Annotated in this window: 9 protein-coding genes; 7 read left to right on the top strand and 2 right to left on the bottom strand. The window is 66.1% G+C overall.

Features of this window, described 5'->3' with window-relative positions; genetic code table 11:
* Positions 1 to 2 precede the first annotated feature (2 nt).
* From IVB27_RS03830 to IVB27_RS03850, 5 genes are all read left to right on the top strand, one after another.
* Complete coding sequence (locus tag IVB27_RS03830) at positions 3 to 602, top strand: TetR/AcrR family transcriptional regulator (RefSeq protein ID WP_247441528.1); 600 nt, start codon at positions 3 to 5, stop codon at positions 600 to 602.
* 190 nt (positions 603 to 792) lie between these two features.
* Entirely contained in the window at positions 793 to 4,098 is a 3,306-nt protein-coding gene (locus IVB27_RS03835; protein ID WP_247441530.1) for an acetyl-CoA carboxylase family protein, read from the top strand.
* Positions 4,099 to 4,206: 108 nt separating this feature from the next.
* Positions 4,207 to 6,078 carry a sigma-54-dependent Fis family transcriptional regulator gene (locus IVB27_RS03840; protein WP_247441532.1) on the top strand — a complete coding sequence of 624 codons (1,872 nt, stop codon included), beginning with the start codon at positions 4,207 to 4,209 and terminating at the stop codon, positions 6,076 to 6,078.
* 122 nt (positions 6,079 to 6,200) lie between these two features.
* On the top strand, positions 6,201 to 7,088 hold the full coding sequence (locus IVB27_RS03845; protein WP_247441534.1) for a LysR family transcriptional regulator: 888 nt from the start codon (positions 6,201 to 6,203) through the stop codon (positions 7,086 to 7,088).
* Between the two features lie 176 nt (positions 7,089 to 7,264).
* Positions 7,265 to 8,695: an FAD-binding protein gene (locus IVB27_RS03850; protein ID WP_247441536.1), complete on the top strand. Its 1,431-nt coding sequence runs from the start codon at positions 7,265 to 7,267 to the stop codon at positions 8,693 to 8,695.
* Between the two features lie 43 nt (positions 8,696 to 8,738).
* On the opposite strand, the gene IVB27_RS03855 is transcribed toward IVB27_RS03850, so the two are convergent.
* Together IVB27_RS03855 and IVB27_RS03860 are read right to left on the bottom strand one after the other, a co-directional pair.
* Complete coding sequence (locus tag IVB27_RS03855) at positions 8,739 to 9,293, bottom strand: flavin reductase family protein (protein ID WP_247339374.1); 555 nt, start codon at positions 9,291 to 9,293, stop codon at positions 8,739 to 8,741.
* Between the two features lie 55 nt (positions 9,294 to 9,348).
* Positions 9,349 to 10,446, bottom strand: coding sequence for an LLM class flavin-dependent oxidoreductase (locus IVB27_RS03860; RefSeq protein WP_247339375.1), 1,098 nt, complete (start codon positions 10,444 to 10,446; stop codon positions 9,349 to 9,351).
* A 240-nt stretch (positions 10,447 to 10,686) separates the two neighbouring features.
* On the opposite strand from IVB27_RS03860, the gene IVB27_RS03865 reads away from it, so the two are divergent.
* Positions 10,687 to 11,601 carry a 2-dehydro-3-deoxygalactonokinase gene (locus IVB27_RS03865; RefSeq protein ID WP_247441537.1) on the top strand — a complete coding sequence of 305 codons (915 nt, stop codon included), beginning with the start codon at positions 10,687 to 10,689 and terminating at the stop codon, positions 11,599 to 11,601.
* Between the two features lie 13 nt (positions 11,602 to 11,614).
* On the top strand, positions 11,615 to 12,247 hold the full coding sequence (locus tag IVB27_RS03870) for a 2-dehydro-3-deoxy-6-phosphogalactonate aldolase (protein WP_247339386.1): 633 nt from the start codon (positions 11,615 to 11,617) through the stop codon (positions 12,245 to 12,247).
* Positions 12,248 to 12,262 lie beyond the last annotated feature (15 nt).

A 12,262-nucleotide genomic window follows, 5' to 3' on the forward strand; every position in this document is an offset into this window, starting at 1 on the left:
GCTTGAGGCCGCGCGAGTTCAACCACGACGATGTCCTGCGCATCGCGTTCGATCAGTTCTGGCGCAAGGGCGTGCGCGGCACTTCGCTGTCGGACATCGCGCGCGACGCCGGTGTCCAGCGCGGTAGCCTCTACAACGCCTTCGGCAGCAAGGAGGCGCTGTTCCTCCTGGCCTATGAGCGCTATGCGGGCGACTATCTCATCGCCTTGCAAAAGGAGCTCGGTGCGGGCTCATTGCGAAAGCGTCTCACCGCGTTCTTTGACTTGACCATCACCAATTTCCGCTCCGGCTCACCGCCGCGGGGATGCCCGACCACGCGCGGATTGATGGAGCTCGGCGCGGCCGAAGGCGAGGGGCTGGATGAGGACGCGCGCCAGGCCTTCGCGAACCTCATCTCGCGCATCACTGCTCTGGTTCAGGATGCGTTGTCGGCGGGCGCAGAGCGCGGAGAATTCAGCGGCAACCCCGCAGCCGCAGCGCTGCACGTCATCACCGTGACGCGTGGCCTCGCCGTGATCGAACGTGCCTTCGGTGACGAGCCGCAGCTGCGCAAGATCGCCGCCCACACCATCGATCTTGTGCTCGACAAAAGGGGCCGCTAGGTGTCAGCAGAAGGCGAGCGCGATGCAGCAGGCCGTGCAAGGCAGCGCGCGCGACCAACTGATATTCCGGCTCGCGGGAACGGGCATCGCGACCGGCGTCCTCCACCCTTGACGGCCTCGGCTAAAGTGACGAAGCAGAACGATCGGACCTGCCGACCCGCGCTTGGGCACGCGGGCATGGAGACGCTGCATGTCGTTCAAAAAACTCCTGATCGCCAACCGCGGCGAGATCGCCATCCGCATCGCGCGCGCGGCGGCTGATGCCGGCATCGCGACGGTCGCGATCTACCCGGCCGACGACGCGCTGTCGCTGCATGTGCGGGTTGCCGATGAGGCGACCGAAATCCCCGGCCGCGGCGCGCGGGCCTATCTCGACATCGAGGCCGTGGTGAAGGCGGCGAAGAGCGGAGGCTGCGATGCTGTGCATCCCGGCTATGGCTTCCTCAGCGAGAACGCTGCGTTTGCGAAGGCCTGCGCCGATGCAGGCATCGCCTTCGTCGGACCGAAGGCTGCGGCGCTCGAACTGTTCGGCGACAAGGTCGCGGCGCGGCAATTGGCAAGACGTTGCGGCGTGCCGATCATCGCCGGCACCAGCGGGCCGTCCTCGCTGGAGGATATCGCGGCGTTCTTCACCTCGCTCGGCAGCAACGCGGCGATCGTGATCAAGGCAATGGCCGGTGGCGGCGGCCGCGGCATGCGCGTGGTCGAGAACGCATCCGATCTCGCGGAGGCCTATGCGCGCTGCCAGTCCGAGGCGAAGGCCGCGTTTGGCTTCGACGGCGTCTATGCCGAGCGCCTGATCCGGCAGGCGCGCCATATCGAGGTGCAGATCATCGGCGACCGCCACGGCGCAATCTCTCATCTCTGGGAGCGCGAATGCACCATCCAGCGCCGGCACCAGAAGCTGATAGAGGTAGCGCCGAGCCCGTCGCTCGGCGACGGCTTGCGTGGCCGTATCATCGAGGCAGCGAAGCAACTCGCCGCAGCCGCGTCTTACGACAGTCTCGGCACGTTCGAGTTCCTGGTCGACGGCACCGCCGAAGACAGTTTTGCCTTCATCGAAGCCAATCCGCGGCTGCAGGTCGAGCACACCGTGACGGAAGAGGTGCTCGGCCTCGATCTCGTCCGCTCTCAGCTCGCGGTCGCCGCCGGCACCTCGCTTACCTCGCTTGGCCTGGCGCAAGGTTCGATCCCGAAGCCGCGCGGCTATGCCATGCAGCTCCGCGTCAACATGGAGACGCTGGACGAGCTAGGCGCGACTCATCCGACCGGCGGCGTGCTTGCCGTGTTCGAACCGCCGTCGGGCCCCGGCGTCCGCGTCGATAGTTTTGGTTATGCCGGCTACAAGACCAGCGCCGCCTTCGACTCGCTCCTGGCGAAGGTCATCGTGCATACGCCGGGAGAGGCTTGGCACGACGTGGTTGCAAAAGCCTCGCGGGCGTTGCGCGAATTTCGGATCGACGGCGTCGTTACCAACATCGCCTTCCTTCAGGCGGTGCTGGCGCATCCCGATTTCAGGACCAACCGCATCGCGACCGACTTCATCGACCGCAATATCCCGAAGCTCGTGGAGGCCGCCGATGGCGCTGCAAAGCCGCTCTATTTTGCGGCGACGGAGCGAAGCGGCGGCCACGGCACCGCGGCGCATACCGCACAGATCGTGCCGGAAGGCGCGGTAATGGTCGCGGCTCCCTTGCAGGGGACCATCGTCGCCATCCAGGTCAAGGAAGGCGAGATCGTGCGCCCCGGCCAGCAGCTCGCCGTGATCGAGTCCATGAAGATGGAGCATCTCGTGATGGCCGAGCAGGGCGGTCGGGTCATGAAGCTCGTCGCCGGCGACGGTGTCACGCTGATGCATGGCGAGGCGATTCTCTACCTCGAGCCGCTCGACGTCGCCGCCGATCATTCGGCGCAGGAAGCGGATATCGATCTCGACCACATCCGTCCCGATCTCGCCGAAATGATCGCGCGCCAGGCCAACACGCTCGACGAAAATCGCCCGGCCTCGGTCGAGCGCCGCCGCAACACCAACCAGCGCACTGCACGCGAAAACGTCGCGCAGCTCGTCGACGACGGCTCGTTCATGGAGTACGGCAGCCTTGCGATTGCGGCGCAGCGGCGCCGGCGCAAGCTCGACGATCTCGTCAAGAACACACCGGCCGACGGCCTCGTCATGGGTGTCGCGACCGTCAACGCCGAGAAGTTCGGCCCTGAGGGCGGGCGCTGCATCGTCGTGGCCTACGACTACACGGTGCTCGCGGGCACGCAGGGCCACATGAACCACAAGAAGATCGACCGCATGCTGACGCTCGCGGAAGACTGGCGCGTGCCTCTGGTGTTCTACGCCGAAGGCGGCGGCGGCCGGCCCGGCGATACCGACCGGCTCGGCATGACCGGCCTCGACGGTCCGTCGTTCGTGCAGTTCGCAAGGCTCTCCGGCCTCGTGCCGGTCGTCGGAATCGTCTCCGGCTATTGTTTCGCCGGCAATGCCGCGATGCTCGGTTGCTGCGACGTGATCATCGCCACCAAGAACGCCTCGATCGGCATGGGCGGCCCGGCCATGATCGAGGGCGGCGGGCTCGGCGTCTATCACCCGGCCGAAGTCGGCCCGGTCTCGTTCCAGTCGCCGAATGGCGTCATCGACATCCTCGTCGAGGACGAGGAGGAGGCGACGCGCATTGCGCAAAAATACCTGTCCTATTTCCAGGGTGCGGTGACGGAGTGGCAGGCCGCCGACCAGCGGCTGCTGCGCCGCGCGATCCCCGAGAACCGCCTGCGGGTCTACGACATCCGCAGCGTGATCGACCTCGTCGCGGACAAGGATACCGTGCTGGAGCTGCGCCGCGACTATGGTGTCGGCATGATCACCGCGTTGATCCGCATCGAGGGCAGGCCGTTCGGCCTGATCGCCAACAATCCGCGCCATCTCGGCGGCGCGATCGACGCCGATGCCGGCGACAAGGCCGCGCGCTTCCTCCAGCTCTGCGACGCGTTCGACCTGGCGATCGTCTCGCTGTGCGACACGCCCGGCTTCATGGTCGGCCCGGAAGCCGAGAAGACCGCGATCGTGCGCCACGTCTCGCGCATGTTCGTGACAGGTGCGAGCCTCACCGTGCCGTTGTTCGGCATCGTGCTGCGCAAGGGCTACGGGCTCGGGGCGCAGTCGATGATCGGCGGCGGCTTCCATGCCTCGTTCTTCACCGCGGCCTGGCCGACCGGCGAATTCGGCGGCATGGGCCTGGAGGGTTATGTCCGCCTCGGCTTCCGCAAGGAAATGGAGGCGATCGCCGACCCCGCCGAGCGCGAAACCTATTATCGCAACAAGGTCGCTGAGCTCTATGCCAACGGCAAGGCGGTCTCGATCGCATCCGTGTTCGAAATCGACAACGTCATCGACCCCTCCGAGACGCGACGCTGGATCATGGCGGGTCTGCGGTCGGTGCCGAAGCCGCCTGCGAGGACGGGCAAGAAGCGGCCGTGCATCGATACGTGGTGAGGGCGGTGCAGCAATCTTGATTGCGGCACGACCGTTTCCGGTTCCCGATTGACATCCCCGCCTGCGGTGCCAGACTTTGCACAATAATACAGGGTGGAGACGTCCGCGATGGCCAGCCTTTCGGCCTCGAACCATGTCGCCCGTGTCTTGTCCGTCGCCAATCACGTGGCCGAGGTCGATGCCTCGTCGCGCATTGCCGATTCCTGGCGGCGCTGCCTGATCAGCCACAAGCTCGATCCCGCCCGTCAGGGCCCGCCGCAGACGCTGACCGAGGCGGAGGTCCGGCATGTCGCCGAGCCGATGGAGCAGCTGATCCGGCTTGCAACGCCGGAGCTGGAAGATCTCGCCCGCGTGCTGCGCCAGACCGGCTATTGCGTCAATCTCGCCGATCCCAGCGCCACGATGCTGTGGAGCCGGGTGCCCGGCGCGGCCGATGCCGAGATCTTCATGCGCTGGAAGGTCTATACCGGCTCGAATTTTTCCGAGGCCTTCGAAGGCACCAACGGGCTCGGCACCGCGCTTGCGGAGCAGAAGCCGATCCTGGTGCATCGCGACGAGCATTTTCGCGCGCAGTGGCACATGTTCTCGTGTGCCGTGGCGCCGCTGTTCGACCAGGCCGGTCGCCTCGCCGGTGCGGTGAACATCACCTCCTGCCGCGAGGACCTCGAACGCACCGCGCATCAGCTTGCGCTCGCGGTGACGATGGAGGCGACGCGGCGCATGGAGGGTGCGATCTTCCGCGGTCATTTCCGCAACGCCTGGATCGCGACCGTGCCGGGTGACGGCGGCAGCGGCCTGCTCGCCTATGACGACGATCGCCGCATCGTCGGTGCCTGCCGTTCGGCGCGCGCACTGCTGGGTCTCACCGACGGCTTGATCGCATCCGGCATCGATCTGTCGCGCTACGTCAAGTTCGATCATCCCGCCGCGCGCAACGCAGACGACACCGTCGAGCTGCGCCGGGCCGATGGCAGTCCGTTGGGGCATGGCCATGTCGCGCCGCCGCTGCGGGCGAGGTCATCGACCCGTCCGCTCGCGCCGCGCCGCGATGCACCTGCCGATCGCTTCGACGCGCTGCACCGGCTCGCCGGCCGCGACCCCGGCTTGATCAAGAGCGTGAAGCGGCTCAGGAGCATCGGCGATCACAATCTGCCGGTGCTGCTGCACGGCGAGACCGGCGTCGGCAAGGATGTGTTCGCGCGCGCCATTCACGCGGCCGGTAATCGCGCGCGCCACAACTATGTCGCGCTGAACTGCGCGGCGATGCCGGAAAGCCTGATCGATGCCGAGCTGTTCGGCTACGAGGCCGGCGCCTTCACCGGCGCGCGCCGCGACGGCTCGAAGGGCCTGATCGTGCAGGCCGACGGCGGCACGCTGTTCCTCGACGAGATCGGCGACATGCCGATCGCGCTGCAGACGCGGCTCTTGCGCGTGCTGGAGAATCGCGAAGTCTGGCCGCTCGGCGCGCCGAAGCCCGTGCCGGTCGACATTCGCCTGATCAGCGCCACCCATCGCGACCTCGGGCGCATGGCCGAGCAGGGCGCCTTCCGCGCCGATCTCTATTTCCGTCTGCGCGGCATGGAAGTGCGGCTGCCGGCCTTGCGCGAGCGCGCCGACCGCGACGACGTCATCCGCCAGATCGCGCGCGAGGAAGCGCCGAACTGCCGGCTCTCGGACGAGGCGTGGTCGCAGCTCGCGGCCTACCCCTATCCCGGCAACATGCGCCAGCTCCGGCATGTCCTGCGGCTCGCCGGCTGCACGGCGGAGGACGGCGTCATCACCGACGCCGACCTCGATCTGCCGCCGTTTGGTGGACGGGCGGCGGAGCCGGACCTCCAGGCGGCTGAGCGTGCGACGATCGTCGAGGCGCTGCGCAAGCATGGTGGTCGTGTGACTGAAGCGGCGCGCGCGCTAAAACTCAGCCGCGCCACGCTCTATCGCAAGATCAAGCAGTTGAAGATCGACTCGGGTTCATACTAGACCGGTTCGACATCCCGGCTCCGCCGAAAGCAGTCGGAAAATGCTGGCGCGCCTGGGTCTTCGCGCGGCGGACACGCCCTCGCGGACGTGCATTTCCAGAAATTGCGAAAGGAGAGGATTCGATGGAGGAGATCGAAGTCTTTCTGGCTGTCGTCGAGGCCGGCAGCCAGACCGCGGCCGCGCGACAATTGGGACGGTCGCTGCAGTCCGTCAACCGGGCATTGGCGGCGCTGGAACGCAACGTCGGTGTCGAGCTGGTGCGGCGGACCACGCGGCGATCGCTGGCGACGGAAGCGGGACTTGCGTTCTATCATCGCGTCAAGCCGGCCTTTGCCGAAATCAGCGAGGCGCGCCTGGAAGCGGCCAACCGCCGCGTCGAGCCGTCGGGTCTTCTCAGGGTCGCCGCGCCCGTCCTGTTCGGATCGACCCACGTCGTACCGGCGATTGCGGATTTCATGGCGCGCTTTCCGCGGATCGAAACCGATCTCCATGTCTCCGATCGGCCCATCGACGTCGTCGCCGATGGATTCGATCTGGCCGTGCGGATCAGGGAATTGCCGGATTCCTCGCTCAAGGCGCGGCGGCTCGGCGAGCTTCGCACGGTTGTCTACGGCGCACCCGGCTATTTCGCGCGCCATGGGCGTCCGCATCATCCCGACGACCTGACAGACCATCAATGTATTCTGCGCAGGACCGGCCCGGGTGACACGGAAGCGTGGCGGTTTCAGATCGGCGGCGAGGTGAAGATGGTGCAGGTGAACGGCCGCTTCCGGACCGATAATACGACGGCGGCGCAGGCGGCTGCCTGCCATGGCATCGGCGTCGGCTACGCGCCGTTCTGGCAGATACGCGATCGCGTCGATGATGGAGCGCTGGAGATCGTGCTGGAGGATTTCGAGGCACCGCGCATGCCGGTGTACGCCGTAGTCCCGCCGAGCGCGGCGCCGCCGGCCAAGACGCGCCTGTTCGTCGATCTGCTGGCGGGGCGATTGAAGCGCGAGCGGCTCTGAGAGCCCCGGCTCTCTTACCCGTTGGCCACGTGCATCGCCGGCGTGCGTTCCGTCCGCATTCTCCCGGTTTGCGGGAATGTGTATCCCGCGATGTGCCGGTTGTTCGGAGGCGCGGGCGATCGCAGTTTGCGGGCCACGGGCACTTATCCGCCCGGTCCGGCGTGAAGGACCGCACCATGACCCCCAATCGACGCGCGCTGCTGCATGCAGGTGTCAGCGCCACCGCGACGCTAGCTTCCCTCGCTCTTGCCGGCCCGTCGCGCGGCCCGGCCGATGGACCATTTGCCAGTGCCGCATCGAACTGCAACCCGGAAGCTTGCGCGGCCGCGGGTGAGGATTTCGGTCACATCATCCACAAGCAGCCGCGTGCCGTGTTCAGGCCGACGACGATTCCCGGGATCGCGGGGATTCTGCGATGGGCCGCGGAGCAAGGGCTGACGGTTGCCGCGCGCGGGCAGGGCCATAGCATCTATGGTCGTGTCATGACGGAAGGCGGCATTGTGATCGACCTCGGCGCGCTGGCCACCATCCATCGGATCGAGCCGGACCGTGTCGTGGTCGATGCAGGTGCGACCTGGCACGCGGTGCTGGAAGCGACCTTAGCCAAAGGGCTGGTTCCGCCGGTCCTGACCAACTACCTCGGCCTGTCCGTGGGCGGTACCCTCGCCATCGGCGGAATCGGCGGATCGTCGTCGCGACATGGCCTGCTGACGGACAAGGCTATCGAGCTCGATGTGGTGACGGGCGAGGGCCGGCAATTGACCTGCTCGCCAACGTCCAACGCCGAGCTCTATGATGCCGTTCGGGCCGGGCTTGCCCAATGCGCGATCATCACGAGGGCGACGCTTCGGCTGGTGCGTGCGCCCGAACGGGTCCGACGCTTCCAACTCTCTTACCCGGATCTCCCCTCGCTGACGGCCGATCAGCGCCGTGTCCTGGCGGAGGCGCGCTTCGATCAGCTGCAGGGAGCCGTCGTGCCAGAGGCGGCCGGTGGCTGGCGATACCTGCTGGAAGCAGGCGTGTTCCATGACGGCGATTCTCATCCCGACGACGAGGCGCTGCTTGCAGGTCTGTCGGATCGCCGCGGGAGCGCCGTCGTCACCGACTTTGCCTTCCGCGACGACGCCAATGCGTTTGCAAAGCTGGAAGCGCTTCTGAGGGCGAACGGTCAATGGTTCAATCCGCATCCATGGCTTCTCGTGTTCCTGCGCGGCAGCAACGCGCTGGAGATCGCGAGCGAGGTCGTTGCCGGGATGAAGAGTGAGGACATCGGTCCGTTCGGACGGATCACCTGCTATCCCATGATCACGGATGAATGCCGCACGCCACTGGTCCGGTTGCCCGACGAGCGGATCGTGTTCGTGTTCAATCTGATCCGTATCCCGGTATCGGCAGACAAGACGAATGCCGAACGGCTGGTCGCGCAGAACCGCGAGCTGTACGACCGTATTCGCGGCGCCGGCGGCGTGTTGTACCCGGCGAGCGCGTTTCCCATGTCGTCCCAGGATTGGGCCGATCATTTCGGGGTGCAGTGGCCGTTGCTGCGCGATGCCAAGCGGCGCCACGATCCAGGCAACCACCTCACGCCCGGCTACAATCTGCTCTAGCGGGAACGGATCCCGGCGGCCGCATTCGCATGGCGTCGCGAATTCAGGAGAAATCGCTCCAGCTCAGATGTCGCGAATCGAGGTCGCCGACTGAAACTGTGCCGCGGATTTCGTGCGGTACGTGGAAACTGCTGCGGAGATACACGAGCGCTGCGGCTGCGTCGGAATGCGACACGTAGCGCACCTCGCCGACGAAGATCGAGTGCGTCTTCGTTTCAAATTCCTGCGCCAGTACGCAGTCGAATGCGGCGACCGCATCGCTCAGCACCGGCGCGCCGGTCTCGCCGCGCTTCCATTGGCCGAACGCAAAACGGTCGTCGCCGTTGATGCCCTTCTGGCCGCTGAAGGTGAGCGCCAGCAGTGCATGGTCCTCGTGCAGGAAATTGATCGCGAAGGCGCCTTCCTCGCGGATGCGGGCATGCGCGCTGGCGTTGCGGTTGACGCAGACGATTAGCGACGGCGGTGAGTCCGATAGCGAGCAGGCCGAGGTCACCGTCAACCCCGTGCGCTTGCCGTGCTCGGCGCCGACCGTCACCAGCGCGACGGCGCCGGCGCATTGGCGCATGGCCTGCTTGAAATCCTTTGCGTCCACGCTCAAGCGATAATCTCCAGAAAGAACGGGTGCGGCACGATGGCGCCGCACCCGCATCGGGTCAAGCCGCCTTCATCGCGGAGCCGAGATGCTTCAGGCGCGGCATCACCTCGTTCCTCAGCAACGACAGCGAGTGATGCCAGGCTTCAGCCTTGTGCTTGTAGTCGAAGCCGAACACCAGCAGCACGCCGAAGCCGCCGACTTCGTCGTAGATCTTCTCGATCTTCTCGGCGACGGTCGCGGGCGAACCGACGATCCAGTTCCGCTTGGCGCAATATTCGACGGTGACGTCGCTATCGGGCACGTCGGGCGCGTGCTTCAGATAGTCCTTGAAGCCGAAATGGCCGAGCAGCGGCAGGAAGTACTCGCCCATCATCCGGCCCATCATGTCGCCGGTCGAGAGCTTCCAGGCCTCCTCGTCGGTGTCGGCGACGAACACCTCGCGAACCAGCCGCCAATCCGCGCGGTTCGGCTTGCGTCCGGTCTTGGCGGCACCTGCTACGACCGAATCCCAATGGCTGCCGACATAGGCCGGGTTGAGGTTGAGGCTCATCGGGATGAAGCCGCGCTCGCCGGCGAGCTTCAGCGTGTCCGAGTTCTTCGAGAGCCCGGCGACGCCGATCGGCGGATGCGGTGTCTGCAACGGCTTGATGTGAGGCTTGAGGAAGTCGAACATCGTGTCCGGCTTGGTCACCGTCCAGAATTTACCCTTGTAGGTCCAGGGCGCGGGATCGCTCCACATCTTCAGAATGATCTCCAGCGCCTCGCGGGTCATGTCGCGGTTCTGCCCGCTCATGCCGTCGACGTTGAACATCGCCCAGTCGCTCGGCAGGCCGCTGGCCGCGACCCCGAAATTGAGCCGGCCCTCGGAGAGATGATCGAGCATCGCGACGCGGTTGGCGAGCTCGGCCGGGTGGTGATAGGGCAGCAGGAAGCCGCCCGGTCCGATGCGCAGGCGCTTGGTCTGCATCAGCGCCTGTGCGATCAGCAGATCGGGCGTGGGATTGGGCTCCCAGGGCGCGGTGTGGTGCTCGCCGACCCAGGCCTCCTGATAGCCGAGTTCGTCGAGCCAGCGCATGACTTGCAGGTCCCAGTCGTTCCCTTCCTTCAGGCCGCACTCCGGCGGGTGCGAAGGCATCGTGAAATAGCCGATCTCCATGGGGTTCCTCATCTGATGTTGACGCGTCTTGTTGCGCGGTTCACGGACGTGAGCGGGGACACTTTAGCAAGCGGTGTGCCACCTCTTCGCAAGCCGTGTGCCAGCGCGAGCGGCACCTCAGACCCGCGAGAAAACGCTGGTTTGCAGCCGCAATAGCCGATATCCCGGGGCAGATTTGCGAGGCCTCGTCTCATTGTCGCGAGACGGCGTCTTGGCGGTGAGACGAGGATACGAATTGAGATGACCGAACCTGCCTATGTCGCGGTGGACTGGGGCACCAGCAGCTTCCGGCTCTGGTTGATCGACCGCGCCGGCAAGGTGCTGACTGAGCGCCGCAGCGACGAGGGCATGCTGGCGGCGGCGAAGGCCGGCTTTCCCGCCGTGCTGCAATCGCATCTTGCGGCGGTCGAGGCCCCGGATCATCTGCCGGTTCTCGTCTGCGGCATGGCCGGGGCGCGTACCGGCTGGGTCGAGGCCGGTTATGTCGACACGCCGGCGCCGCTCTCCGCCGTTCTGAAGCAGGCTGCGCGGGTGCCGGGCGAGACGCGCGATATCCGCATCCTGCCGGGCATCGCGCAGCGCGATACAAAAGCGCCGGAGGTGATGCGCGGCGAAGAGACCCAACTGCTCGGCGCGCTCGGTCTCGATACCGCCGGCGAGGCGCTGGTCTGTATGCCCGGCACACATTCGAAATGGGTGCGGGTGAAGGACGGAACGGTCGCGCATTTCTCCACCTTCATGACCGGTGAGCTGTACAGCGTCGTGTCGCGCGAGACGATTTTATCGCTCGCGGTCGCAGGCGCCGATGACGCCGAAGATGTCGCGAGCTTCAAGGCGGCGGTGAAGGCCGCGTACGAAGCTCCGGCCTTCGCGGCCAATCTTCTGTTCACCGCGCGGTCGCGTCAGCTCCTGTTCGAGGGCACACCGGCCGCGGCGCGCGAAACGGTGTCGGGCACGTTGATTGGTGTCGAGCTGGCAGCAGGGCTCTCCGGCGTGGTGCCGAAAGCAGGCGTCACGCTGATCGCCTCGGGGCGGCTCGCGATGCTGTACAGGCTGGCTTTCGAGGCGCTGTCAGTGACAGCCATGCCGATCGATGCGGATGAAGCCGTTCGCCGCGGTTTGTCGATGGCCGCTGCCGCGATCTGGGCGAAATGAGAGGACTATTGAGATGAGCGTTCCCTTTCCGGCGATGAAGCGACCACTTGTCGCGATCCTGCGCGGCGTGAAGCTTGAGGAGATCCAGGCCATCGTCGGCGTGCTGATCGAAGCCGGCATGACCGCAATCGAGATCCCCCTGAACTCGCCGGATCCGTTCCGTTCGATCGCCACGGCGGTGAAGCAAGCGCCCGCCGGCGTGCTGATCGGCGCCGGCACCGTGCTGACGACGGCAGATGTCGATCGTCTCAACGACGTCGGCGGCAAGCTGATGGTCTCGCCGAACGTCGACACCCAGGTGCTGGCACGCGCGCATCAGTACGGCATGATCACGATGCCCGGCGTGTTCTCGCCGACCGAAGCTCTGCTCGCGGCGCGATCGGGGGCATCGGGCCTCAAATTCTTTCCGGCCAGCGTGCTCGGTGCGTCCGGCATTGCCGCGATTCGCGCCGTGCTTCCGGCCGGCGTAACGATCGCCGCCGTCGGCGGCGTGTCCGATCAGAATTTTGCCGAGTACATCAAGGGTGGCGTGACGGCGTTCGGGCTGGGCTCCAGCCTCTACAAGCCCGGCATGACGGCAACGGACGTTGCCGCTCGCGCAAAGTTGACGATCACGGCCTACGATCGGGCGATTGCGAAAGACTGAGCCCGCAATAAACAA

The organism is Bradyrhizobium sp. 197 (assembly GCF_023073375.1).
Lineage (GTDB): Bacteria > Pseudomonadota > Alphaproteobacteria > Rhizobiales > Xanthobacteraceae > Bradyrhizobium.

Excerpts from the sequence above, each read along its gene's own strand:
- IVB27_RS03860 (WP_247339375.1), bottom strand. The coding sequence starts at position 10,446 with ATGGAGATCGGCTATTTCACGATGCCTTCGCACCCGCCGGAGTGCGGC.
- IVB27_RS03850 (WP_247441536.1), top strand. The coding sequence starts at position 7,265 with ATGACCCCCAATCGACGCGCGCTGCTGCATGCAGGTGTCAGCGCCACC.
- IVB27_RS03845 (WP_247441534.1), top strand. The coding sequence starts at position 6,201 with ATGGAGGAGATCGAAGTCTTTCTGGCTGTCGTCGAGGCCGGCAGCCAG.
- IVB27_RS03840 (WP_247441532.1), top strand. The coding sequence starts at position 4,207 with ATGGCCAGCCTTTCGGCCTCGAACCATGTCGCCCGTGTCTTGTCCGTC.
- IVB27_RS03865 (WP_247441537.1), top strand. The coding sequence starts at position 10,687 with ATGACCGAACCTGCCTATGTCGCGGTGGACTGGGGCACCAGCAGCTTC.
- IVB27_RS03835 (WP_247441530.1), top strand. The coding sequence starts at position 793 with ATGTCGTTCAAAAAACTCCTGATCGCCAACCGCGGCGAGATCGCCATC.
- IVB27_RS03870 (WP_247339386.1), top strand. The coding sequence starts at position 11,615 with ATGAGCGTTCCCTTTCCGGCGATGAAGCGACCACTTGTCGCGATCCTG.